Origin of the sequence: Conservatibacter flavescens (genome assembly GCF_002795425.1) — a bacterium.
Lineage (GTDB): Bacteria > Pseudomonadota > Gammaproteobacteria > Enterobacterales > Pasteurellaceae > Conservatibacter > Conservatibacter flavescens.
Map to the genome: position 1 here is coordinate 83,471 of NZ_PHHA01000006.1, position 23,979 is coordinate 107,449.

A 23,979-nucleotide genomic window follows, 5' to 3' on the forward strand; every position below is an offset into this window, starting at 1 on the left:
CCTGTACTATGCGGGCTAATGATTCTGCTATTTTATCAAATACTATGAAAGATGATGCAATTTTTTCTGTTTCCCAATTGAACGCCCATGCTCGCCAACTTCTTGAGGCTGGATTGGGGCAAGTTTGGTTAACAGGAGAAATTTCCAATTTTAGTCAACCCGTTTCGGGACATTGGTATCTTACGCTAAAAGATGAAAATGCCCAAGTGCGCTGTGCTATGTTCCGCATGAAAAACCTGCGTGTTACTTTTCGTCCGCAAAATGGGTTGCAGGTATTGGTGCGTGCAACAGTGAGCTTATATGAGCCACGTGGTGATTATCAATTGATTATTGAATCCATGCATCCAGCAGGAGAGGGATTGCTACAACAGCAATTTGAAGCCTTGAAAATGAAATTGGCAGCGGAAGGATTATTTGCGCAACATCTTAAAAAAAATCTACCGCACTTTCCACGAGCAGTGGGGATTATTACCTCTAAAACCGGCGCTGCATTGCAAGATATTTTGCATATTTTACAACGACGGGATCCTTGTTTGCACGTCGTGATTTATCCAACAGCGGTACAAGGCAAAGACGCTGCCACTGAAATAGGACAAATGATTGAACTCGCCAATATGCGACAGGAAGTAGATGTATTGATTGTTGGGCGCGGTGGCGGTTCATTGGAAGATTTATGGTGTTTTAATGAGGAAGTTGTGGCGCGTGCTATTTTTCATTCAGCTATTCCGGTTATTAGCGCGGTTGGGCATGAAATCGATGTGACTATTGCGGATTTTGTCGCTGATGTGCGGGCACCAACACCATCAGCGGCAGCGGAATTAGTCAGCCGAGATCAAAACGAATTGCGCAAACAATTAGATTATCAGCAGCAACGTTTAATGATCGTATTTGATCGATTATTTCACGAGAAACAACAGCAATTGCAGCGTTTACAATTGCGCTTGCAACATCAACATCCGCAAACTCGATTACATCATCAATATCAGCAAATTGGACAATTAAGTTATCGTTTGCGCTTTGCAATGCAACGAATAATCGAAAAAAAATCGGAAAAACAGACCGCGCTTTACCAACGCTTACAACAAAATCCGTTACCTTATCGTGTGCAACGGCAACGCCAAGAGATTGAGCAGTTAAAAGTGCGGTTAAATTTTGCCATAAAAAAACAGCAAAGTCAGAGACTACATATGCTAGGGCATTTGGCTGCAAAACTAGATAGTCTAAGTCCGCTTAAAGTCTTAGCAAGGGGATATGCTATCGCTGAAAATGCGCAAGGAAAAGCGATAACCCATGCTAAGCAAGTAGAAATTGGTGAGCAAGTAAAAGTACGATTGGCCACAAGTGAGCTATTGGCAAAGGTAGAAGAGATATCGGAAACGAACGGATCGTAGGGCAAATAATGCCCCGCCCTTTTGTTATGTTTTATTCCAACGTAATGAGACTTCTCCCCCACTAAAACAGGCGAGGCCATTTTCGGTTGCAATACGGATATAGCCTTTTTCGTCAATACCTTGTTCAATACCGATAATTGTGTGTTGTTCACTGAGAATTGTCACTTCTTCACCAAAAAAAGCATCCGCATGGATCCATTCTTGTTGGATAGCAGGGCTAATGCCTTCTTGTTCAAATATAGCTAAATAGTGATAAATGTTTTGGATGAGCTGTACCGTTAATTTATTGCGATCATAATTTGGGATTGCCTCATTGAGATTTGCCCATGCTTGATCGATAGGGGTATTGTCAGTGGGTAATGCTAAGTTTAGTCCTACACCGATGACTAAATTGATAGCGTTGTTTTTATGATTAGCGATTTCGACTAAAATACCGGCTAATTTTCGTTTGTTGAGTAAGATATCATTCGGCCATTTCACTTCAACCCAAGCCCCTGCTTTACGTAAAGTCTCTACAATAGCCAAGCCAACAATGGTACTTAAGCCTTCAAGGGATTTTTTAGGATCCCATTGCCAATATAGACTCATGATAATTTGTGAGCCAAAGGGGGATTGCCAAGGGCGACCACGCCGACCACGCCCAGCAGTTTGCTGTTCTGCTAAACAAATATCCCCTTTTTTTAGCGTGGCAATATTGTCTAAAAGATATTGATTGGTTGAATCAATTTTTTCAAAAATAAACAGATTGTACGGTGAAAGTGCGGTTGATAAATATTGAGAATTTAAGGCTTGCATACTGTCTCCGAGTTGTAGGATTTATCCTCTTATAATAGTCTAAAATTTTCATAAAAGACATTCCAAAATAAAAGTGAATCCTGTATAATCCGTCCGCAATATTTTTTAACTTTAAACTATTAAATTAAGAGAGATTGCAATGGCATTACGAATCAAACAAGAAGCCCTTACCTTTGATGATGTGCTTCTCGTCCCAGCCCATTCTACAGTATTACCACATACTGCTGATTTATCCACTCAATTAACCAAAACTATTCGTTTAAATATTCCAATGCTTTCTGCGGCAATGGATACGGTAACTGAAACCAAGTTAGCGATTTCACTTGCTCAAGAAGGTGGGATCGGGTTTATCCATAAAAATATGTCTATTGAACGTCAAGCAGAGCGTGTGCGTAAGGTGAAAAAATTTGAAAGCGGTATTGTGTCAGAGCCTGTGACGGTATCGCCTAATTTAACCTTAGCGGAATTAGCTGAATTGGTGAAGAAAAATGGTTTTGCCGGTTATCCAGTTGTGGCAGATAACGGCGAGTTAGTCGGTATTATTACCGGGCGCGATACTCGCTTTGTGTCTGATTTAACTACTACAGTTGAAAATGTGATGACACCGAAATCTCGTTTAGTCACTGTGAAAGAAAATGCCACCCGTGAGGAAATCTTCAATTTAATGCACGAACATCGCATTGAGAAAGTGCTTGTGGTGGACGATGCATTTAAACTAAAAGGCATGATCACCTTAAAAGACTACCAAAAAGCAGAACAAAAACCGAATGCCTGCAAAGATGAATTCGGGCGTTTACGTGTAGGGGCGGCTGTAGGTGCGGGCGCAGGGAATGAAGAGCGTATTGATGCCTTAGTCAAAGCGGGAGTTGATGTCTTGTTAATCGACTCTTCACACGGGCATTCAGAAGGCGTGCTACAACGTGTACGCGAAACCCGTGCGAAATATCCTAATTTACCTATCGTAGCAGGCAATGTAGCTACCGCAGAAGGGGCAATTGCCCTTGCTGATGCCGGTGCGAGTGCAGTAAAAGTAGGGATTGGTCCTGGTTCAATTTGTACCACACGTATTGTAACGGGCGTGGGTGTACCACAAATTACCGCCATTGCTGAAGCAGCAGCTGCATTAGCAGAGCGTGGTATTCCAGTTATCGCAGATGGTGGTATCCGCTACTCTGGTGATATTTCAAAAGCCATCGCAGCCGGCGCAAGTTGTGTAATGGTGGGTTCAATGTTTGCGGGCACTGAAGAAGCACCGGGTGAAATTGAACTGTACCAGGGGCGTGCGTTTAAATCTTATCGTGGAATGGGATCGCTTGGGGCAATGAGCAAAGGATCATCAGACCGTTATTTCCAATCCGACAATGCAGCAGATAAGTTAGTACCAGAAGGTATCGAAGGACGTATTCCATACAAAGGCTACTTAAAAGAAATTATCCATCAACAAATGGGCGGTTTACGCTCTTGTATGGGCTTAACTGGATCTGCAACCATCGAAGATCTCCGCACAAAAGCGCAATTTGTGCGCATTTCGGGAGCTGGTATTAAAGAAAGCCACGTTCACGATGTAACCATCACCAAAGAAGCGCCAAACTACCGAATGGGCTAATCAAAAGTGCGGTCAGAAATTGCAAAAATTTGCAAAATCTGACCGTTTAGTTATTTATGTTCGGAGTATAAAGTAGCAATGAGTGATATTAAACTTTTTGAACAAAAACAGGTTCGTTCAGTGTGGGACGATGAACAAGAAAAATGGTATTTTTCTATCGTTGATATTATTGAGATATTAACTGAAAGCCCTAACCCTAGAAAATATTGGAGCGTGTTAAAAACTCGCTTGAAAAAAGAAGGAAGTGAGTTGACTACAAATTGTAGTCAACTGAAATTAAAAGCGGCAGATGGTAAATTTTACAAAAGTGATGTAGCAGACACAGAGCAACTTCTACGTCTTATTCAATCTATCCCATCACCTAAAGCCGAGCCTTTTAAACTTTGGTTAGCACAAGTTGGGCGTGAGCGATTAGATGAAATGCAAGATCCTGAACAAACTATCCACCGAGCAATGCAAGATTACTTGCAGTTAGGTTATTCAGAAGACTGGATCAATCAACGATTAAAAAGTATTGAAATCCGCAAAGAGCTTACTGATGAATGGAAACGTTTGGGAGTTGAAGAAGGGCAACAATTTGCTATTTTAACGGATATTATCACTAAGGCTTGGAGTGGCAAAACGACCAAAGAATATAAACAACTTAAAGGGCTTAAAAAAGAAAACTTACGTGATAATATGACCAATACCGAGTTAATCTTAACCATGCTTGCAGAAGCCTCAACAAAAGATATTTCCCAAGCGGTTAATCCCGCAACGTTTGAAGAAAATAAAGCGGTTGCCAAACAAGGGGGAAATGTTGCCAATGTCGCACGAGAAGAGCTGGAAAGTCGGACAGGGAAAAAAGTGGTTAGTGATCTTTCTGCTAAGAAAATATTGGCGGAGTCAAAGAAGTTGAAATAATGTAGAAAAATGCGGTATGGATTTTGCAAGATTCTTACGGAATTTAACCGATTGTTGCTGGGGAAATAGAGAAAATATAGAGGCATATATGGGTGATTTAAATTTTAGTCCTGTTAATGTTAAGTGCGACTTGACACCATTAATACAAAGTATTCCTAATGGAGTTAGTAAAATATTTGATTTGGCTTTCGGAAAAATGGTTGCGAAAAGAGAAGCAGCTAAAAAGTTAATAGAAGCTCAAACTGAAAGACAATCTCGATTAATTGTTGATGGTAAAGCTTCTCTAGATAAAAATGGTAACTTTCTCAATTTTGAAGAAGCTAAATCTGATAATATTCAACAATGTTTGGAATATGCCATAACCGAAGCATTGAATAAAGATATTGAACCATCAGATGAAAGTGTATCACAAACTTTTTTCAATAAATGGCGTGACTATGCTCAATCTATTGATGAGGATTCATTAAAACAATTTTGGGGAAGAATTTTAGTCGAAGAAGTTTATAAGCCAAATACGATTGACCTTAGAGTATTGAATACATTATCCATGCTTTCATCAGAAGAGGCTAGAATTTTTAATGATTCAATACAATATATCATTTTTGATGAGTTTTTAGTGGTAGATTTTATTCCTTCTCAAAATAGACATCGAATCATTGAAGCTTTATATAGCATAGGTGCAATATATAATATGCCTAAATCTGGTTTAAGGCTAGGCTCTAAATTATCGAGATTTAAAAATGAGCTTCATAACTATCACTTCTTCTATCATCAGAAAAACAATTTTTGTATTACATTTGATGTCGAAGATTCTGTAGACGATGATGGTCAAGGAATATCATTGGAATTACTAGAGCTAACTACCATTGGTAAGAAATTATATGAGCTAGCTATATGTATTGACAAACAACTATCTATTAGTTTAGCGAAAGATATAACTAAAGATATGCTAAATAAAATAGATAGCAATAAAGCATCGAAAATTATTTCAATTAATGTATATCGCTTAAAAAATCAAACTGTAACAGATAATTTATTTTCTAAAACACTTTAATAAAGAGAAAAAGATGAACAACATTCACAATCATAAAATTTTAATTTTGGACTTCGGTTCACAATATATGTAATTAATCGCACATCGTGTGTGGAATTTTGCAAAATTTTTGCAAATTTTGACCGCTTGTAATTAGGAGGAACTATGATTCAAGCGATAATTTTTGATATGGACGGCGTGATCGTCGATACTGAATACCTTGAGTTTTCGTTGCAAAAACAATTTATTGAAGAGATCAAAGAACATGATCGCCCTATTACTTTAGCGCAGCAGTCCGAAGTGGTGGGCAAATGTTTAAAAGAAATCCCAATTATTGTGAAAAAGTTAGCAGGTTCAACGCTACCCATTGAAGAAATTCGTGAACGCTATTATCAGTTCTTCCAAACATTGTTTAGCAATGTGAATTATCTGGATATTTTCCGTTCCGATATAAAGCAGATTCTCCAATTTGCTAAACAAAACCAAATAAAATTGGCAGTGGCATCCTCTTCTGCCCTTGGCCACATTCATAATATTTTAACTGCCTGTGGCATTAAAGATGAATTTGATTTGATTGTCAGCGGTGAGCAATTTGAACGTAGCAAGCCCGACCCAACAATTTATCGCTACACTTGTGAGCAACTTGGCGTAAGCCCTGAAAATGCTATTGCAATTGAAGATTCGTTCTATGGTATGCAATCGGCTAAAACAGCAGGTTTAACCATAATTGGCTATCAAGAAGAACGTATGTTAATCGATCAATCTTTAGCCGACCATATCGGCAAAGATATGAATGAAATTTTAGACATTATCCGCACTTTGCACAGTGGAAATCATTGAACGTAAACAAGAGAAACAAAATGAACAACATTCACAATCATAAAATTTTAATTTTAGACTTTGGTTCACAATATACTCAACTGATCGCACGTCGTGTGCGTGAAATTGGGGTGTACTGCGAACTATGGGCATGGGACGTAACGGAAGAACAAATCCGTGAATTTAATCCAAGTGGGATTATCCTATCGGGTGGTCCAGAAAGCACCACTGAAGAAGGTAGCCCTCGTGCGCCTGAATATGTCTTTAACGCAGGCATACCTGTACTCGGGGTTTGCTATGGCATGCAAACAATGGCGATGCAATTAGGTGGACTAACAGAAACCTCTGATCACCGTGAATTTGGCTATGCGCAGGTTGAATTAAAAGTACAGGATAAATTATTAGGAAACCTAAGCGAAAATGGTGTAACTGATGTATGGATGAGCCATGGCGATAAAGTTACTCGCCTTCCGCAAGGCTTCCAAATTACAGGGGTTACCCCAACTTGCCCAATTGCCGCAATGTCAGACGAAAGCCGCCATTTCTACGGTGTACAGTTCCACCCAGAAGTAACACATACTAAAAAAGGTTTAGAACTCTTAACTAATTTCGTGGTGAATATTTGTGCTTGTGAAACCTTATGGACACCAGAAAATATTATCGAAGACGCAGTTGCGCGTATTAAAGCACAAGTAGGCGATGATGAAGTGATCTTAGGCTTATCTGGTGGTGTGGACTCATCTGTTGTAGCTCTACTCTTACACCGTGCCATCGGTAAAAACTTACATTGCGTATTTGTTGATAACGGTTTACTTCGCTTAAACGAAGGCGATCAAGTAATGGAGATGTTTGGCAATAAATTTGGCTTAAACATCACCCGTGTGAATGCGGAAGATCGTTTCTTATCTGAACTTGCAGGCGTTGATGAACCTGAAGCAAAACGTAAAATTATTGGTAAAGTGTTTGTTGATGTATTCGATGAGGAATCTCATAAACATCCAAACGTTAAATGGTTAGCACAAGGTACAATCTATCCTGATGTTATTGAGTCTGCAGCGAGCAAAACAGGTAAAGCCCATGTGATTAAATCTCATCATAACGTTGGTGGCTTACCAGATTATATGAAATTAGGACTTGTTGAACCATTGCGCGAGCTCTTCAAAGACGAAGTACGCAAAATTGGACTTGCACTAGGTTTACCGGCAGAAATGCTTAACCGCCACCCATTCCCAGGACCGGGTCTAGGCGTGCGTGTTCTAGGTGAAGTGAAAAAAGAATACTGTGATCTTCTTCGCCGTGCGGATGCCATCTTTATCGAAGAATTACATAACGCAGATTGGTATTACAAAGTCAGCCAAGCCTTTACGGTGTTCCTACCGGTAAAATCGGTGGGTGTAATGGGCGATGGACGTAAATATGATTGGGTCGTTTCACTCCGTGCAGTAGAAACCATCGACTTTATGACCGCACACTGGGCACATTTACCGTATGAGCTACTTGGTAAAATCTCAAATCGTATTATCAATGAAGTAAACGGCATTTCCCGCGTGGTGTATGACGTTTCGGGCAAGCCTCCAGCTACGATCGAATGGGAATAAAAATCGCTATTTCATAATATTTCAAAATAACTTAAAGCCCCGTTATTGGGGCTTTAAGTTATGTTAGAGACGGCGTTCTTTTATTCAATAATAATTATTTTATAAGACAAAAGACTCATAATAATCAAGAATTTCGCTTAAATTTCACTATCAATTTTTTCATTAATCGTATTCATATATGCCTGTAAGTCAATGGCAGGCACAGTTCCTATTGCTTGTTGCAAATAACGAGTTAATTGCATAAAGAAAGTGATTAATGAATTTTCAGGTTGACTAAATACCAATGATTGAAAAGTTCGATTCTGATAATAATCACAAATACGTTTTCTAAAATCTGTTCTCTCATTAGTGTCTTCTTCTCCTTGATATTGCACAAAGAAACTACCATAATCCACAATACAGCCTAAATCAATCCCTTCTAAATCAGTTAAAGAGCTGATGTGCTTCTTAATGGTATCATTACTATTATGTGTGAAAGAATTGGTGGTGGTTAAAATTCCACCAATGATTTTTGTGAGCGGGCGGGCAGGTAGCTTTTGCCCAGAATTAATCATGGATGTTGATGTGCGGTCTAATTTTCTGACGCTGGCAATTTTTTGACCTGCATACTGAATATAATTAACATCACCAACATTTCCCCGAATATCAGGTTTAACTTCAAAAACAGCATAAACCCCTTCAGCTGGAATGTATTTAAAGCCATTTTGATTAAAAATAAATGGTGTAAACCAATTATCATAAATGACAATATCAATTTGGTCACTAGTATTTCCGTGATAATCAATTACGATTGCTTTATCTACACTATAACGATTTGGCAAATAATTTTTTAACCATTCAATCCAGGCATTTTCTAACGCATCGCCTTTTGACCCAGGATGATAAATAAATTCACGATTGGTACTTAATTGGCTTTGCATTTGCTTTTGCATACCACAAAACAAAGCTGATAATTCAACATTATTCATAAACGACTAACCTATCTTCATCAAAAACAAAGAAATTAAAATCTAATAATTTATTACTAGAAATACTCAAAATAAGTAGCACGGGATTATGAAGCTGGACTGTATTGCAAGAAACAATATTATTCATCGCTTGTAAATCCGTTAAACTATACCACGCTGATGCATTGGGATGGCTATGCCATTCACCTATATAATACAATCCAGTTTCTTGAAATATTTTTTCAAAATTATGAATTTTTATATTTAATTCACGCCTAAATGCCACAGGCGAGCTGACGTATTTATCAACCAATAAAAAACCTTTGATATGCAACCTAGTAAAATCATTAGAATAATAACCTAAAAGAAACCCACCATATTCATTTGGATAATGATGAATTGCTATTTTTGCCATTTGCTCAACGATTTGACGGTCAAAATCTAATTGAAGGTTTTTGTATTTTTTAACAATCATTAAAACCTCCCAACCTTTAAATTGAGATAATCATCATATTGAATAGTAAAATGTTGATAATTATTCTCTTGAATCATTAGATTAATTGTTTTTAATGATAGCTGAACCATAATGGCAATATCATTATAAGAGGCTTTAAACGTTGGACTCCAACAACCAATAGGATTATATGAATCCAAAGTGTCATTCTCTAAAATATTATCAAACTGATGTCTAATAAATCGATAATGGTTGGGCGAAATACCACATATCAACGCTTTTGCATGATTCGTTATGGATAAATTAAATATAGTGTTGGTTAAATTTAATTTATCTGTAATATACATTAAATCATCATCAGTAGAGCAATCAAAAATATAGTCAAATTCTGAAAATTGTTCCGATAAAAAATTAAGATTTTCTGATGGGATATCAGATTTAATACATTCTGTTGCAAAATGACGAATAAATCTCACCTCAACAAAAGGAGAGATGCTACATAAAATACTTGCCAATTCATCTGTTTTGTTGGTATAAGGCGGTATAAAATTGTATTCTGAACGACAAATGTTTTCGGGTTCTTTAATATCATAATCAGCAATCGTAATATTTGTACAACCACCTCTAACAAGAGTCTTTGCGACTTGACTTCCAATTGCTCCCAATCCAATAATAAGCACTTTTTTATGGGTTAGATTTGGATGAAACGCACCTCGCCCAAAGAAGTAATTATAAGATGAATTTTTTGAAATAACCCAGTTTATTTTCTTATCGCAAAGTTCATACACGCCATTTTTATTTTTTAAAAATGGGGCTTTTAAATCAATTATGGCAACTTGCCAATGAATATTTTGATTTTTTGTATAGTATCCAATAAAAATAGGTATGTATTCTTGTGTAATGGTAAAAGTAATTTTCCAAATATCACTTAATATCTGTTGGTTAAATATGGATTTAAATTCTTGCCAATTTAAAAATGAAAATCTATCATAAACTGCTGGTTTTTCACCAATAAAGATATAAATTCCCGATAAATCATTTTCCTTTCCCAAGTAAAGAGATGACCATTTACAATTTTTTTGGGTAATATTATGTGTAAAAGATTGCACTAAGTAATTGTGCATATCCTTATCTTGATATTTTGATGTTGTTAAGTAGGTATTGGTAACAATGCCAATCTCATTTTGAGAAAATGACTTATCAATATCAGTAAATTGAAATGAGAAATGCGTCCCATTATAAGTATGATTTTCAGTAATTAGATGCTCATAATGTTCATCTTTTTCTTGATTAATAACATATTTAATAATCCATTGTTTAATGGCTTGAAAATCCTGATGTAGTTTTTGGTGAAAAATGATGCAATGCTGATTATGAAAACAAATAGCATTATTTAACATCACATGGCTAAATTTTTTATATTCATCATCTTTTAAACAAAAACAAATAGATTCACCATCACTAATTTTTAATGGGTAGGCTGGATAGATAGCGACATTAAAATCAATTGGTTTGTCTAATTCTTCAAAATCAAAAGTAATGTCAAAACTTACCCGCTCTTTTGAAAATGAAAGAGCAGATAAATTTCTAATGTATGAAATGGACTGAATAGTTTGCTCTAATTCAATTTGAGAAAACTTCATATTAACCAAATCTTTGTGAAACAGGAGGTGTAGAAACTAAAGCCGAACTTTTAAGACCATATGTCTTATTCTCATCTTTATGACTTTCAGAAAATTTTTCATTCAATGGAAGATAAAACTCTATTTGCTTCTCATTCGATTCTATTTGTGCCAACATGGATTGTAATCTACAAACTAGTATACTTTTTTCTCCACTATCTAAGGATAATGCCAAATCATTATTACTATTTCCAGGGTCTTTGAGTGTAAAACTCTCGCGTTGAATATTATCAATAATATAATTTAAAACGGTTTTAAATTGTTCCCATAAATTTCCCTGCGGAGATGATTTTTCATAAGCCTTAATCACCAATAATTCAATAAAAAAAGACTTATATTTGTATTGATGATAAGCTTTCCAAATTTTTAGCAAACGAACGAATTTTCTTTCATTTTCTTTAGCTTTAATATGTTCAATTTGAGCATGAATATTGGTTTTAAGATAACCATCATTTTGTGTTTTATGTAGATTTAAATCCTTATGTTCTAGAAAAGAATCTTGACTAGTCTCCCTTGCAGGAACAATATCAATATTAATTTCATCTGCTTCATCAAAAGTTAAACCAATAGAAACCCCTTGTTTTTTCACAGTAGTTTCATCTTTATATTTTTCTGTTAGTTTTTCCAAAACATCTTCAAACATTTCTTCTAATGTTGAAAAAGCATTGCGTTTAAATGGTACAACCAAATCCAAATCAAATTTGGTATTGATAGCTGTGTGTTTCTTATACGAACCAGAATTAAATGGTTCATAAATTTTACTGCCATATTGTTCATTTAAAAATTGCTTAATCTCATCTCGTTTGGTACGATAGGCTTCGATTAGCTTTTCAATATGTTTCATTCTGTAACTTTCCAGCACAGAATTTAAGTAATCACTTTTATAGTCAGCCATAATTGATCCCCATAAAAATTTTCAGTACGTAACAGATTATTTTGAGAGATGATGAACTCAAAATAGCCTTGTTTTTTCACTAGATTAGATTGGGTCGCACCTATGAAATTTCAATCCTTAACTGGTAGTAAAGATGATTTTGATTAAAATATAATCTTAAATTATCCCCCATAAAAACTCTCAATTTCCCAAATAACTCAAATCCCTTATAATATTCTTTATTTACAATCTTACCCAAAACCATTAAGGCCCCCCCTAATGGTTTGATTTATTTAAACGAAAATACTCAAAAACCTATCACCGACTTAAACAGGCTGAATAATCATCTGCCATTTGTTGTAAAAATTGGGTATACCCATGTTTATTCAAGGCAATTTTTTCACCAATCGGATCAAGTTGTCCCACATTCACTCCCGTAGCCTTACTCAAAGACTCAATAACTTTTGGCGTAAATTGTGGCTCTGCAAAGAGGCAATTGACTTTATTTGCCTGAATTTCAGCTTTAATCGTAGCCAATGTTTTCGCACCCGGAGCGACTAAAGGATTAATCGTAAAAGCGCCCGTTTGAGCTAAACCATAAGTGTCATTAAAGTACTGATAGGCATCATGGAAAACATAAAAGCCTTTTCCTTGCACTGAAGCAAGTTGTTGTTTAATGTTTTTGCTCTTGTCCGCTAGATCTTGCTTAAAATCCGCTAAATTTTGACGAATCCGATCTTTTTTATCAGGATATTGTACGCTTAATTTTTCCGCTAAATCCGCCGCAACTAATTGGCTAATTTCCGGAGAAAACCAAATATGCCAGTTTTTACCATGCTCATGGTGGTGATCGTCAGAATGAGCGTGGTCATGGTCATGGTCATGGTCATGGTCATGGTCATGGTCATGGTCATGGTCATGGTCATGGTCATGGTCATGGTCATGGTCATGGTCATGGTCATGGTCATGGTCATGGTCATGGTCATGGTCAGATAATAATGCTTTTACGCCCTGAATATCGGCAATAGTTAATACTTTTTGTGGTGAAAGACTTTCTAGACTTTTTGCTAAAAAACGATCAATATCTTCGCCGATCCACAACACCAAATCAGCTTGTTTAATCCGCTGCACATCAGACGGCTTAAGGCTATAATCATGGGGTGAAGCCCCTGCAGGCACCAGCACATCGGTTTCCGTCACACCATCAGCAATTGCCGCGCTAATAAACCCTAACGGCTTAACTGACACCAATATATTGGCATTCGCGGCACAAGCAAAACTCGCAAATAAAGAAGCAACAATTGTTTTTTTCATTATCGTATTTATTGAACTCATATTATTTTCCTTAAAATCAAATAACCCTATGAGCTAGGTTATACCTTTTTCAATAAAAATGCCATCTTTTTTTTTATTGAAAAATAAGTTATCAAATAATCGCTTCTAATGGCTTGATAAATTCACATTAAAGTTATCGCACTAGCGAGTAGAATGTTTTAATAATAATTTCTCAATCACACGAGCAACGGCGAAAAAACCAAAGGTTGCGGTAATCATTGTCGCTGCACCAAACCCATTGGCGCAATTCATGGTAGCAGACACATCACACTGCCCTTCTACTTTAGGAAAGATCAGCGGCTGCGTAGAAAAAACACACTCGACACCAAACTTACGTTGTGGATTTTGCGTAAAACCATATTCTTTACGCAATACTGACCGCACTTTTGCCGCAAGCGGATCTTGAATAGTCTTACTTAAATCAGCGATACGAATCTGAGTAGGATCCGTCTGTCCTCCTGCGCCACCAATACTAATCACTTTAATTTTATAACGTTTACAATAAGCAATCAGCGCCGCTTTTGTTTTAACATTATCAATGGCATCAATGACATAATCATAATCAGAGGTCAAATATTCCGATAAATTTTCTTTAGAAATAAAGTCATCAATAACATCAACATCACACTCAGGGTTAATCAGTGCCACACGTTCCTGCATCACTTCCGTTTTCAGCCGACCAATATTGCCACTAAGCGCATGTAACTGACGATTAATATTCGTCACACAAATATCATCAAGATCGATTAAGGTCAGCTTACCCACACCGGAACGAGCCAACGCCTCAACCGCCCAAGAACCCACACCGCCAATCCCAATAACACAAATATGAGATTGGCGTAAAATTTCAAGCTCTTTCTCGCCATAAAGACGCGCAATCCCCCCAAAGCGTTGCGCGTAATTATCAATACGTTCCATTTTTACTGTAGTACCCAAACTCGACCATAGTGTTTTAACAAGCCCGCAGTATGGCCCGCTTTATCACCAATTCCTTGATATAAGTCTAAATGTTGCCCCTTAATTGCACCGCCTACATCCAAAGCTACCGCTAGATGCAAAACGTGCTCCCCTGTCCATTTTCCTTTCGCATCTAATTGTGGAATTTCAACTAATAGCACACTGCCTAAAGGAATAACATTACGATCAACTGCCACAGAAGCTAAGCCAACCAAAGGTACACCGGCCGCCCCTTTCACATCAAAAGTCGCATCGCGTTTAAAGAAAACATAAGATTGATTACGTTCGAGCAACTCTCGGAAACGGCTTGGATTACGCTCTCCCCACTCCTTAATTGCTTGCATGGACATCTTTTCTTTCGGAATTTCACCATCTTCAACTAACAAACGCCCAACACTCGTATAACTAAAGCCATTTTGTCCACCATAAGCAAAATGAGCTAAACGCCCACCGCCCATATCTGCAAACCCACTTCCTTGCACACCCATAGCAAAAACATCATACATGGTGGAATAAGCCAGCTCCAGCCCCTGCCCCTCTAATGCGCCAGCATAAATTTGTGCTCGAGTAAAACGTTTATTTTTAGGTAAGGCGTAGATAGGGTGCTGGAATACCCCTTGTCTCGTCGCCCGCGCATGAAAAATAGGAATATAATATCCCGTCATCAAGACATTCTGATAACCATCATGTCCCGCCATTTCACGAATATTGATCCCAAAGCTACTTAAATCTTTAACATTTGCGCCAGAAGCCACCCAGCCAGTTAATTTTGCATATGTATGCGCATGTCGATTATTAAGGCTAGAAGAATAACCACGCACTTTAGAAAGTTGAGTTAAAAAATCTCCCTGATTAACCACCGCACTTTGGTTATCAATACGACTAATGGTTGTTAATGGTTGTGTATTATAAGTACGCCCACGATATTTAGCGCCTAATTCTTCATATTCATGTCGAAGGGACGACCCACCTTGTGTACTCGGTGGAGTCGATGAACAACTTGCTAATAATGCCAAAGCCAAAAGTCCACCTAATTTAGGGGCAAATACCGATCTCAAAAATTTCATAAATATCCTAATCTACTCGCTTTAATTTACGCTACAATAAAACCGCTTAAGGTAACAAAAAATATAAAGAATAAATAGTGTCTTTTGAAAATTTTACTTTTCTCACCACCTACATTTTGTTTTAAAAAACAACACATTGCTTATTTTTTTAGCGAACAACATAATCGTCTCAGATTATATCTTGCAATAATTTTTAAAAGGCGTATAGTTCACACCCACAGACGCGGGGTGGAGCAGCTTGGTAGCTCGTCGGGCTCATAACCCGAAGGCCGTCGGTTCAAATCCGGCCCCCGCAACCAGATTTTCTTTCCTGATTTTAGCGTACATATTCGCGGAATAAATTCCTCAAACTCACAAACAAAAACGCCTAACAATAATCTCTATACAAATTATCGCTCTTTTGCTTGTAATCCAAAATGCAAATAAGTACGTGATGTCGCGATACGTCCACGTGGCGTACGCTGTAAAAAACCTTGTTGAATTAAATAAGGCTCTAACACATCTTCAATAGTATCTCGCTCTTCCCCAATCGCCGCCGCTAAATTATCCAGCCCCACCGGTCCACCGTCAAAACGCTCAATCACCGCTTGTAATAATTTACGATCCATAAAATCAAACCCCGCCTGATCCACATCTAACATAGATAACGCCGCCTGAGAAACAGATTGTGAAATAACACTACCATTTTTCACATCAGCATAATCTCGAACACGACGTAACAAGCGGTTGGCAATACGAGGCGTGCCACGAGAACGACAAGCGATCTCATGAGCCGCTTCCGCAGACATCTCCAAATTCAAACACGTTGCACTACGGCTAACAATTGACGTTAAATCTGCAACCGAATAGAACTCCAAACGCTGCACAATACCAAAGCGATCTCGTAAAGGTGAGGTCAGTGATCCTGCGCGTGTTGTCGCGCCAATTAAAGTAAAAGGTGGCAAATCTAACTTAATAGAACGCGCAGCAGGCCCCTCACCGATCATAATATCGAGCTGATAATCTTCCATTGCAGGATAAAGTACCTCCTCAATAGCCGGCGACAAACGGTGAATTTCATCAATAAATAGCACATCATAAGGTTCAAGATTGGTCAACATCGCCGCCAAATCCCCTGCTTTTTCCAACACAGGCCCCGATGTAGTGCGAATATTCACCCCCATTTCATTTGCAACAATATTCGCCAACGTCGTCTTGCCCAGTCCAGGTGGCCCAAAAATCAGCAAATGATCTAAGGCATCTTTACGTAGCTTTGCCGCCTCAATAAAAATTTTCATTTGCTCACATACTTGAGGCTGTCCCACATAATCGGCTAATAATTTTGGACGAATTGCGCGATCAATATATTCATCATCTAACTTTGCTGTTGCGCTGATTATTCTATCTGCTTCAATCATTCACATATCCTATTACAAGGTGGCTTTTAGGGCTTCCCGAATGAGCTGTTCACTATTCATATCTGCTTTTTGTACTTTCTTCACCATTTTTTCAGCTTCAGTTCCCTTATAACCTAAAGCCACTAATGCTGCAATGGCCTCTTGAGCAGGATCATCGAGCTGCCCTCCTGCATAGTCTACAGAAGGAATATGTGAACTTTCCACAAAGAAATCTGATTGCACTGCGCCTTTAAACTTACCTTTTAGCTCAACTAACAAGCGTTCCGCCGTTTTCTTGCCCACACCAGGAATTTTCACCAACTTTGACAACTCCTCGCGCTCAATCGCATAAACAAACTCATTCACAGACATCGCAGACAAAATCGCCAAAGCGAGCTTCGGCCCAACGCCATTCGTTTTAATTAATTCACGAAATAAAGTGCGGTCAGTTTTTTGCGAGAATCCAAAAAGCAAGTGTGCGTCCTCACGCACAACCAAATGGGTGAATAAAGTGGTTTCCTTACCCACTTCCGGCAAATTATAAAAACTTGTCATAGGCAAGAGTAATTCATACCCCACACCGCCCACATCCACTAAAATTTCAGGCGGTTGTTTCTCTAATAACACACCCTGTAAACGACCAATCATCACGTTCTACCTTTATCAAAACAATTAGGGCTATGATAAATAAAAACTGTATAAATAGCCAGTTTATTTTTGCTGTTTTATGGGGTTTGTTTATGCTTTTAAACGAAATCGCCCGCGACGATAACGGGTTTTCAAAAGTGCGGTCATTTGATCTGAATTTTTTTCTTGTTTAACAGAAAGGGAAATATGTAATGCATGATGCATACTATGTGCATGAGTAATAGCAATGGCCAACGCATCCGCCGCATCTGCCTGCGGGCGATCAGAAAGCTGTAATATTTGAGTGACCATATGCTGCACTTGGGTTTTATCCGCTGAACCAATACCGACCACCGTTTGCTTTACCACACGTGCCGCATATTCAAAAACCGGCAAATCATGATTCACCGCAGCCACAATAGCAGTGCCACGTGCTTGTCCAAGTTTTAATGCTGAATCTGCATTTTTAGCCATAAATACTTGCTCAATGGCAAACATATCAGGCTGAAACTGCGTAATAATTTCCGTCACACCAGCATAAATCCGCTTTAAACGAGTAGGCAAATCTTCTACTTGGGTACGAATCGCGCCGCTACCAAGATAAATTAACTGCCGCCCCTCCTGACGAATCACGCCATAGCCTGTCACGCGTGAACCTGGATCGATACCTAAAATAATCGCCATAACCTAAAATAAAAGGGGCGAACATTGTTCGCCCGACTTCAACCATATAAGATTTGCAAATAAGTTTTAAAATACATTACTTTTAGGCGCTCTCAAGATAGGCATAACGCCCATCCTGAGAGTTAGATTTGCACAAAGTAAGTGTTATTATTTATTTAATAACTCAGTCAATTGAGTATTTACTGTACAACCTTTTGCTTGAACTTCATCAGTTTTCGCATGTTTGAATAAAATACCCGGATTTAATGTCGCGTAATTTTCCACATTTAATGCGGCATCGGCATTAAAGGTATAACCACCTGCTAATGCTGTGAATGCTGCAAAATCTTTATTTTTTGGATTACGAATCAAAGTATCTGGAATGGCTTGATCATTCAACAAAATTTTTGCTGTTTTCGCCTGACCATCTACGAATGAATAAGTGACTTTTAAATCATTTCCATTTTCACAGGAATAAGCAACCACTTTATTTACACCAACCTGATCTGCTTTAGCAAGCACTTCTTCTGGTTTTGGCTGACTTGAACAAGCAGCTAACACCACAGTGGCTAAAAATGCTGGAACGAATTTAATTAACTTCATAGTTACTCCTTAAAATATTAAGTAATATATGACCTTACAGCAATGCAGCTACTTCATCACTAATTTCGCCATTGTGATAAACATTTTGAACATCATCACAATCTTCTAGCATTTCAATTAAACGAAGTAGCTTCGGTGCAGTGTCTGCGTCAAGATCTACAGTGGTAGATGGAATCATTGTAACATCTGCTTGCTCAATTTTAAAGCCCGCATTTTCAATTCCATCACGTACCGCCCCTAATTCTTCCCAAGCGGTATAAATTTCAAAGCTTCCATCATCTTGAGGCTGAATATCTTCTGCGCCCGCCTCAATAGCGGCTTCCGTCAATGCATCCTCATCGGCTTGAGCAATTAAAATCAGCCCTTTTTTACTAAATAAATACCCCACAGAACCTTCTGTACCTAAATTTCCGCCACATTTAGTAAAGCTAGGGCGAACCTGAGAAATTGTACGGTTAGCATTATCCGACAGACACTCTACCATCACCGCTGTACCGCCTGGTCCATAGCCCTCGTATACTTTGGTTTCCATATTAGTATCATCGCCGCCCCCGACACCGCGCTCAATCGCACGATTAATGGTATCGCGGGTCATATTCGCAGCTAAAGCCTTATCCACCGCAGCACGTAAACGAGGATTGGCTGACGTATCTCCCCCTCCAATTTTTGCCGCTGTAACCAATTCGCGAATTAATTTCGTAAAAATCTTACCGCGCTGCGCATCTTGTGCAGCTTTACGGTGTTTAATATTTGCCCATTTACTATGGCCTGCCATGATTAAATTTCCTCTTTATAATAAAAATCGTCTAATCGCCTCAGCGTTATTGGGCGATTTAGTTAATATCGCTGCCTCTTGAGGAGGCAGCCACTGATAAGATAAATGTTCAGTCAAATTCACCGCACTTTCTTGTGCCAAAGGCAATAAAAACCAATGTTCTAAACAATGCGTGATATGAGGTGCGTATTTATACCGAAATTGCGGAAAAATTTCAAATGCTACAGAATGTTGACAATCGTAAAGCGCGGTCGCTTTTAAACCTGTTTCTTCCCATACTTCACGAACCGCCGCCGCATAGGGTTTTTCTCCAACTTCTAGACTGCCTGATACGGATTGCCAAAAATCAGGATCGTCCTGTCGCTGCAATAATAAAATATTGCCGGTGGATTGGGCATAGATTACAACGAGAACGGATTCAGGATTTTTGTATTTCATCTTAAATATATACAGGGCGTATTGCATACGCCCCTATCCTCATAATCAGTTGATTTCAAATGATATTTAATGTTTCTTTGTTGGGGGCGTATGCAATACGCCCCTACACCGTATAACCAATTGATTTTAAAGGATATTTAATATTTCTTTGTTGGGGGCGTATGCAATACGCCCCTACACCATATAACCAATTGATTTTAAACGATATTTAATATTCCTTGTAGGGGCGTATTGCATAGGCCCCTATCCTCATAATCAGTTGATTTCAAATGATATTTAATGTTTCTTTGTAGGGGCGTATACAATACGCCCCAATACCACATAACCAATTGATTTTAAAGGATATTTGATGTTTCTTTGTTGGGGGCGTATGCAATACGCCCCTACACCGTATAACCAATTGATTTTAAACGATATTTAATAATTTCTTTGTAGGAGAGTATTACATAGGCCCCTACATAGGCATAAAAAATTCGTCTTTTTCCCAAGTATATGGGTTATTTTCAATATAACTTGCTATAGCATCATAAGATTTTTCATTTCTGATAATATGCTCATAATAATTCCGCTGCCAAACAACCAAACCTAAATTTTCTTGTAACTGGCTTGTGACAGATGCTTTATATCCCCTGATTATTGCCCCTAATGTATTTGATGGGGATTGTAGGGGCGTATTGCATACGCCCCTTGAAGTATCATCGGTAATAATCACGATTCCATGCATATGATTTGGCATAAAAATAAATTCACCTAATTCCACGTTAATGCGCTTATTCGCTGTATTTACCCATTCTTGCTGAGCCAATAAACCATATTCATTTAAAATCGTTTGGTTATCTCTCACCATTCCAAATAAAGGTCGTCGTTCAGCACAACAAATGGTGATGAAATAACAACCTTCCGAAGCGTAATTATAATCCTTTAATCGAATACTACGCCTTTTATGTATATTTGGATTAAATTTCATATCTTGCTTATTCGGGGCGTATGCAATACGCCCCTACAATAAATCTTATAACTAATTGATTTTAAACGATATTTAATGTTTCTTTGTTGGGGGCGTATGCAATACGCCCCTACAACAAACCTCATAACCAATTGATTTTAAACGACATTTAATATTTCTTTGTTGCGGGCGTATGCAATACGCCCCTAACCCAAATGAACAAATTATTCCGTTTCTTTCTTAGACACTTCAATCCCTAATTCTGCTAACGCTTGTGGGTTGGCAAAACTTGGCGCTTCTGTCATCAAACAAGCGGCTGCGGTTGTTTTCGGGAAAGCAATAACATCACGAATATTATCCGTTCCTGTTAGCAACATAGTTAAACGATCCAAACCAAATGCAAGGCCGGCATGTGGCGGGGTACCAAATTTCAATGCATCAAGTAAGAAACCAAATTTTTCATATTGCTCTTCTTCATTAATGCCCAAAATACGGAAAACCGTTTGCTGCATATTAGGATCAAAAATTCGCACCGAACCACCGCCAACTTCATAACCATTTATCACCATATCATAGGCATTCGCCACCGCATTTGTCGGATCGGCTGCAAGTTGCTCAGGGCTAAAATCTTTTGGAGAGGTAAACGGATGATGCATAGCAGCAAGGTTGCCTTCGTCATCACGTTCAAACATAGGGAAATCCACAACCCATAACGGCTGCCATTCATCTAAACGAGTGAGTCCCAAATCACGGCCTAATTTCAGACGCAAAGCCCCCAAAGAATCAGCCACAACATTCCATTTACCAGAGCCAAAGAACAAAATATCGCCATCTTGTGCAGAAGTGCGGTCTAAAATGGCCTTAAATTGTTCTGCAGTAAAGAATTTTGCAATAGGGCTTTGAATTCCATCAAGACCCGCACTAAGATCATTGACTTTCGCCCATGCCAAACCTTTTGCCCCATAAATCCCAACAAATTTAGTATAATCATCAATCTGCTTACGCGTAATACCCGCCCCATTTGGCACACGAATTACCGCAACACGACCATTTTTATCATTGGCAGGCTCTTTGAATACCGCAAAATCCACCTCACGTACCAAATCGCAAATACTGACAATTTCCAATGGATTACGCAAATCTGGTTTATCTGAACCAAAACGGGTCATCGCCTCCTGCCACGTCATCACAGGGAACGTCCCCAAATCCACGCCAATAATATTCAACCAAAGGCTATGAATCATTTTTTCCATGATAGCGCGCACTTCTTCTGCGGTTAAAAAAGACGTTTCCACATCTATTTGGGTGAATTCAGGCTGACGATCAGCACGCAAATCTTCATCACGGAAACATTTCACAATCTGATAATAACGATCGAAACCGGACATCATCAACAATTGCTTAAATAGCTGTGGTGATTGTGGTAAAGCATAAAATTTGCCATTATGCACACGACTTGGTACTAAATAATCGCGAGCGCCCTCAGGGGTTGCTTTCGTAAGCATCGGGGTTTCAATATCTAAAAAACCGTGATCGTCCATAAAACGGCGCACAAAACTGGTAATTTTCGCACGTGTTTTTAAACGCTCAGCCATTTCAGGGCGACGTAAATCTAAATAGCGATATTTTAAACGCTGCTCTTCTGTATTATTTTGATTAAAATCGAGAGGTAACACATCTGCCGTGTTATAAATCTTCAAGCTTTTCGCCAACACCTCCACCTCACCGGTGGCCATATTTTTATTCACCTGATTATCCGGGCGAGCAAGCACTTCCCCTTGAATTTGAATACAGAATTCATTACGTAACGCCGCAGCTGCTGTTAAAGCCTCTTGATATTTTGGGTCAAAACAGACTTGCACAATACCTTTCACATCACGCATATCAATAAAAATCAATCCACCCAAATCACGACGGCGGTTAACCCAACCACTCAATATTACTTCTTTGCCCACATGGCTACGATTTAAAGCGCCACAATATTCTGTACGCATCATGTTAGTCTTCCTTTATTTTGAAACAGTTAGAACAGATTATAGCGAAAATTCCATAGAGATTGAATTTATTTGTGCAGGAATAAAACTTTCTCTAAAATAACCGCACTTTTTATTTACCCCGCAGGTCTACAGATATGACAACAAAAGACACACTATTTGCAGCGCCCATTGAAAAACTGGGTGATTTCACCTTTGATGAAAGTGTAGCAGAAGTATTTCCGGATATGATCCAACGTTCCATTCCTGGCTACTCAAATATTATCACCGCAATTGGTATGTTAGCCGAACGTTTTGTCACGCCTAATAGTCGCGTTTACGATCTTGGGTGTTCACGTGGTGCAGCGACTTTATCAGCCCGTCGCCATATTCAGCAACCCAATGTACATATCATTGGAGTAGACAACTCTTTGCCAATGGTTGAACGATGCCGCCAACATATCGCGGCTTATCACAGTGAAATTCCCGTAGACATTTTATGTGAAGACATTCGCCAGATCCCTATCCACAACGCCTCAATGGTGATACTCAACTTCACCCTACAATTTCTTCCGCCAGAAGATCGCACAGCATTATTAAACAACATCTATCAAGGCTTAAACCCAAATGGTGTACTCGTGCTATCGGAAAAATACCGTTTTGATGAAAAACCTATCAACGATTTATTAATCGATCTTCATCACCAATTCAAACGTGCCAACGGTTATAGTGAGTTAGAAGTCAGCCAAAAGCGCACAGCCCTTGAAAATGTTATGCGCACAGACAGCATTGAAGGACAAAAAGAGCGGTTAAAAAATCTAGGATTTTCCCATGTCTCCATGTGGTTCCAGTGTTTTAATTTCGGATCAATGATTGCGATCAAATAACCGTCCCAGCGGGAAAATCCTACCGTCCGGGCACGGCGAAGCGTATCCGGTTACGTATAGAAATAGGGGCGTATGCAATACGCCCCTATCTGCAGTGGGAAAATCCTACCGTCCGGGCACGGCGAAGCGTATCCGGTTACGTATAGAAATAGGGGCGTATGCAATACGCCCCTATCTGCAGCGGGAAAATCCTATCGTCCGGGCACGGCGAAGCCGTACCCGGTTACGCA

At 38.7% G+C, this 23,979-nt stretch carries 23 protein-coding genes and 1 tRNA gene; 8 read left to right on the forward strand and 16 right to left on the reverse strand.

The genetic code is table 11. From position 1 onward, the window contains the following. The first annotated feature begins 44 nt into the window (after positions 1 to 44). Positions 45 to 1,391, forward strand: a complete 1,347-nt coding sequence (gene xseA / locus CVP05_RS04475; RefSeq protein WP_100288408.1) for an exodeoxyribonuclease VII large subunit — start codon at positions 45 to 47, stop codon at positions 1,389 to 1,391. A gap of 24 nt (positions 1,392 to 1,415) precedes the next feature. Here xseA and birA read toward each other — a convergent pair whose 3' ends face one another. Beyond that, positions 1,416 to 2,207 carry a bifunctional biotin--[acetyl-CoA-carboxylase] ligase/biotin operon repressor BirA gene (gene birA / locus CVP05_RS04480; RefSeq protein WP_279324777.1) on the reverse strand — a complete coding sequence of 264 codons (792 nt, stop codon included), beginning with the start codon at positions 2,205 to 2,207 and terminating at the stop codon, positions 1,416 to 1,418. Between the two features lie 118 nt (positions 2,208 to 2,325). Here birA and guaB point away from each other — a divergent pair, with 118 nt between their 5' ends. The 5 genes from guaB (at position 2,326) to guaA (ending at position 8,145) form a co-directional block, all read left to right on the forward strand. Then, positions 2,326 to 3,792, forward strand: coding sequence for an IMP dehydrogenase (gene guaB / locus CVP05_RS04485; RefSeq protein ID WP_100288387.1), 1,467 nt, complete (start codon positions 2,326 to 2,328; stop codon positions 3,790 to 3,792). Between the two features lie 78 nt (positions 3,793 to 3,870). Continuing rightward, positions 3,871 to 4,695 (forward strand): BRO-N domain-containing protein, encoded by an 825-nt coding sequence (locus CVP05_RS04490; RefSeq protein ID WP_100288388.1) that lies wholly within the window; start codon positions 3,871 to 3,873, stop codon positions 4,693 to 4,695. A 16-nt stretch (positions 4,696 to 4,711) separates the two neighbouring features. Further along, positions 4,712 to 5,749, forward strand: a complete 1,038-nt coding sequence (locus CVP05_RS04495; RefSeq protein ID WP_100288389.1) for a DUF2806 domain-containing protein — start codon at positions 4,712 to 4,714, stop codon at positions 5,747 to 5,749. A gap of 144 nt (positions 5,750 to 5,893) precedes the next feature. Further along, positions 5,894 to 6,568, forward strand: coding sequence for an HAD family hydrolase (locus CVP05_RS04500; RefSeq protein WP_100288390.1), 675 nt, complete (start codon positions 5,894 to 5,896; stop codon positions 6,566 to 6,568). Positions 6,569 to 6,588: 20 nt separating this feature from the next. Further along, the gene (gene guaA / locus CVP05_RS04505; RefSeq protein WP_100288391.1) at positions 6,589 to 8,145 is read left to right on the forward strand and encodes a glutamine-hydrolyzing GMP synthase; all 1,557 of its coding nucleotides are present in this window, start codon (positions 6,589 to 6,591) and stop codon (positions 8,143 to 8,145) included. Positions 8,146 to 8,282: 137 nt separating this feature from the next. Here the strand turns inward: guaA and CVP05_RS04510 are convergent, their stop codons facing one another. The 7 genes from CVP05_RS04510 to mltA all read right to left on the reverse strand — a co-directional run bounded on the left by CVP05_RS04510 (position 8,283) and on the right by mltA (position 15,461). Further along, positions 8,283 to 9,113, reverse strand: a complete 831-nt coding sequence (locus tag CVP05_RS04510) for a DUF6602 domain-containing protein (RefSeq protein ID WP_100288392.1) — start codon at positions 9,111 to 9,113, stop codon at positions 8,283 to 8,285. Continuing rightward, entirely contained in the window at positions 9,106 to 9,567 is a 462-nt protein-coding gene (locus tag CVP05_RS04515) for a M67 family metallopeptidase (protein WP_100288393.1), read from the reverse strand. The genes CVP05_RS04510 and CVP05_RS04515 overlap by 8 nt, the downstream gene beginning before the upstream one ends. After that, on the reverse strand, positions 9,567 to 11,189 hold the full coding sequence (locus CVP05_RS04520; protein ID WP_100288394.1) for a ThiF family adenylyltransferase: 1,623 nt from the start codon (positions 11,187 to 11,189) through the stop codon (positions 9,567 to 9,569). Before CVP05_RS04520 ends, CVP05_RS04515 begins: the two co-directional genes overlap by 1 nt. 1 nt (position 11,190) lies before the next feature. After that, a complete protein-coding gene (locus tag CVP05_RS04525) occupies positions 11,191 to 12,123 on the reverse strand; it encodes a nucleotidyltransferase domain-containing protein (RefSeq protein ID WP_100288395.1) in 933 nt (310 codons plus the stop codon). A 297-nt stretch (positions 12,124 to 12,420) separates the two neighbouring features. Beyond that, a complete protein-coding gene (gene znuA / locus CVP05_RS04530; RefSeq protein WP_100288396.1) occupies positions 12,421 to 13,437 on the reverse strand; it encodes a zinc ABC transporter substrate-binding protein ZnuA in 1,017 nt (338 codons plus the stop codon). Positions 13,438 to 13,578: 141 nt separating this feature from the next. Beyond that, complete coding sequence (gene tcdA / locus CVP05_RS04535; protein ID WP_100288397.1) at positions 13,579 to 14,355, reverse strand: tRNA cyclic N6-threonylcarbamoyladenosine(37) synthase TcdA; 777 nt, start codon at positions 14,353 to 14,355, stop codon at positions 13,579 to 13,581. Between the two features lie 2 nt (positions 14,356 to 14,357). Continuing rightward, positions 14,358 to 15,461: a murein transglycosylase A gene (gene mltA / locus CVP05_RS04540; protein ID WP_100288398.1), complete on the reverse strand. Its 1,104-nt coding sequence runs from the start codon at positions 15,459 to 15,461 to the stop codon at positions 14,358 to 14,360. A 222-nt stretch (positions 15,462 to 15,683) separates the two neighbouring features. Here mltA and CVP05_RS04545 point away from each other — a divergent pair. Continuing rightward, positions 15,684 to 15,760: transfer RNA gene (locus CVP05_RS04545), tRNA-Met, on the forward strand. Between the two features lie 90 nt (positions 15,761 to 15,850). Here CVP05_RS04545 and ruvB read toward each other — a convergent pair. From ruvB to aspS, 8 genes are all read right to left on the reverse strand, one after another. Beyond that, positions 15,851 to 16,858: a Holliday junction branch migration DNA helicase RuvB gene (gene ruvB / locus CVP05_RS04550; RefSeq protein WP_100288399.1), complete on the reverse strand. Its 1,008-nt coding sequence runs from the start codon at positions 16,856 to 16,858 to the stop codon at positions 15,851 to 15,853. Between the two features lie 12 nt (positions 16,859 to 16,870). Continuing rightward, the gene (gene ruvA / locus CVP05_RS04555; protein ID WP_100288400.1) at positions 16,871 to 17,485 is read right to left on the reverse strand and encodes a Holliday junction branch migration protein RuvA; all 615 of its coding nucleotides are present in this window, start codon (positions 17,483 to 17,485) and stop codon (positions 16,871 to 16,873) included. Between the two features lie 90 nt (positions 17,486 to 17,575). Then, on the reverse strand, positions 17,576 to 18,148 hold the full coding sequence (gene ruvC, locus CVP05_RS04560) for a crossover junction endodeoxyribonuclease RuvC (protein ID WP_100288401.1): 573 nt from the start codon (positions 18,146 to 18,148) through the stop codon (positions 17,576 to 17,578). A 147-nt stretch (positions 18,149 to 18,295) separates the two neighbouring features. Further along, positions 18,296 to 18,730, reverse strand: coding sequence for a hypothetical protein (locus tag CVP05_RS04565; protein WP_100288402.1), 435 nt, complete (start codon positions 18,728 to 18,730; stop codon positions 18,296 to 18,298). Positions 18,731 to 18,764: 34 nt separating this feature from the next. Beyond that, a complete protein-coding gene (locus tag CVP05_RS04570; RefSeq protein ID WP_100288403.1) occupies positions 18,765 to 19,505 on the reverse strand; it encodes a YebC/PmpR family DNA-binding transcriptional regulator in 741 nt (246 codons plus the stop codon). 15 nt (positions 19,506 to 19,520) lie between these two features. Further along, complete coding sequence (gene nudB, locus CVP05_RS04575) at positions 19,521 to 19,943, reverse strand: dihydroneopterin triphosphate diphosphatase (protein WP_207761348.1); 423 nt, start codon at positions 19,941 to 19,943, stop codon at positions 19,521 to 19,523. Between the two features lie 454 nt (positions 19,944 to 20,397). Continuing rightward, complete coding sequence (locus CVP05_RS04580; RefSeq protein ID WP_100288404.1) at positions 20,398 to 20,910, reverse strand: transposase; 513 nt, start codon at positions 20,908 to 20,910, stop codon at positions 20,398 to 20,400. A 203-nt stretch (positions 20,911 to 21,113) separates the two neighbouring features. Beyond that, the gene (gene aspS, locus CVP05_RS04585) at positions 21,114 to 22,886 is read right to left on the reverse strand and encodes an aspartate--tRNA ligase (RefSeq protein WP_100288405.1); all 1,773 of its coding nucleotides are present in this window, start codon (positions 22,884 to 22,886) and stop codon (positions 21,114 to 21,116) included. A gap of 134 nt (positions 22,887 to 23,020) precedes the next feature. Here aspS and cmoA point away from each other — a divergent pair, with 134 nt between their 5' ends. Continuing rightward, positions 23,021 to 23,749 carry a carboxy-S-adenosyl-L-methionine synthase CmoA gene (gene cmoA, locus CVP05_RS04590; protein WP_100288406.1) on the forward strand — a complete coding sequence of 243 codons (729 nt, stop codon included), beginning with the start codon at positions 23,021 to 23,023 and terminating at the stop codon, positions 23,747 to 23,749. Positions 23,750 to 23,979: the final 230 nt, after the last annotated feature.

Excerpts from the sequence above, each read along its gene's own strand:
- xseA (WP_100288408.1), top strand. The coding sequence starts at position 45 with ATGAAAGATGATGCAATTTTTTCTGTTTCCCAATTGAACGCCCATGCT.
- guaB (WP_100288387.1), top strand. The coding sequence starts at position 2,326 with ATGGCATTACGAATCAAACAAGAAGCCCTTACCTTTGATGATGTGCTT.
- CVP05_RS04490 (WP_100288388.1), top strand. The coding sequence starts at position 3,871 with ATGAGTGATATTAAACTTTTTGAACAAAAACAGGTTCGTTCAGTGTGG.
- CVP05_RS04495 (WP_100288389.1), top strand. The coding sequence starts at position 4,712 with ATGGATTTTGCAAGATTCTTACGGAATTTAACCGATTGTTGCTGGGGA.
- CVP05_RS04500 (WP_100288390.1), top strand. The coding sequence starts at position 5,894 with ATGATTCAAGCGATAATTTTTGATATGGACGGCGTGATCGTCGATACT.
- guaA (WP_100288391.1), top strand. The coding sequence starts at position 6,589 with ATGAACAACATTCACAATCATAAAATTTTAATTTTAGACTTTGGTTCA.
- CVP05_RS04510 (WP_100288392.1), bottom strand. The coding sequence starts at position 9,113 with ATGAATAATGTTGAATTATCAGCTTTGTTTTGTGGTATGCAAAAGCAA.
- CVP05_RS04515 (WP_100288393.1), bottom strand. The coding sequence starts at position 9,567 with ATGATTGTTAAAAAATACAAAAACCTTCAATTAGATTTTGACCGTCAA.
- CVP05_RS04520 (WP_100288394.1), bottom strand. The coding sequence starts at position 11,189 with ATGAAGTTTTCTCAAATTGAATTAGAGCAAACTATTCAGTCCATTTCA.
- CVP05_RS04525 (WP_100288395.1), bottom strand. The coding sequence starts at position 12,123 with ATGGCTGACTATAAAAGTGATTACTTAAATTCTGTGCTGGAAAGTTAC.
- znuA (WP_100288396.1), bottom strand. The coding sequence starts at position 13,437 with ATGAGTTCAATAAATACGATAATGAAAAAAACAATTGTTGCTTCTTTA.
- tcdA (WP_100288397.1), bottom strand. The coding sequence starts at position 14,355 with ATGGAACGTATTGATAATTACGCGCAACGCTTTGGGGGGATTGCGCGT.
- mltA (WP_100288398.1), bottom strand. The coding sequence starts at position 15,461 with ATGAAATTTTTGAGATCGGTATTTGCCCCTAAATTAGGTGGACTTTTG.
- ruvB (WP_100288399.1), bottom strand. The coding sequence starts at position 16,858 with ATGATTGAAGCAGATAGAATAATCAGCGCAACAGCAAAGTTAGATGAT.
- ruvA (WP_100288400.1), bottom strand. The coding sequence starts at position 17,485 with ATGATTGGTCGTTTACAGGGTGTGTTATTAGAGAAACAACCGCCTGAA.
- ruvC (WP_100288401.1), bottom strand. The coding sequence starts at position 18,148 with ATGGCGATTATTTTAGGTATCGATCCAGGTTCACGCGTGACAGGCTAT.
- CVP05_RS04565 (WP_100288402.1), bottom strand. The coding sequence starts at position 18,730 with ATGAAGTTAATTAAATTCGTTCCAGCATTTTTAGCCACTGTGGTGTTA.
- CVP05_RS04570 (WP_100288403.1), bottom strand. The coding sequence starts at position 19,505 with ATGGCAGGCCATAGTAAATGGGCAAATATTAAACACCGTAAAGCTGCA.
- nudB (WP_207761348.1), bottom strand. The coding sequence starts at position 19,943 with ATGAAATACAAAAATCCTGAATCCGTTCTCGTTGTAATCTATGCCCAA.
- CVP05_RS04580 (WP_100288404.1), bottom strand. The coding sequence starts at position 20,910 with ATGAAATTTAATCCAAATATACATAAAAGGCGTAGTATTCGATTAAAG.
- aspS (WP_100288405.1), bottom strand. The coding sequence starts at position 22,886 with ATGATGCGTACAGAATATTGTGGCGCTTTAAATCGTAGCCATGTGGGC.
- cmoA (WP_100288406.1), top strand. The coding sequence starts at position 23,021 with ATGACAACAAAAGACACACTATTTGCAGCGCCCATTGAAAAACTGGGT.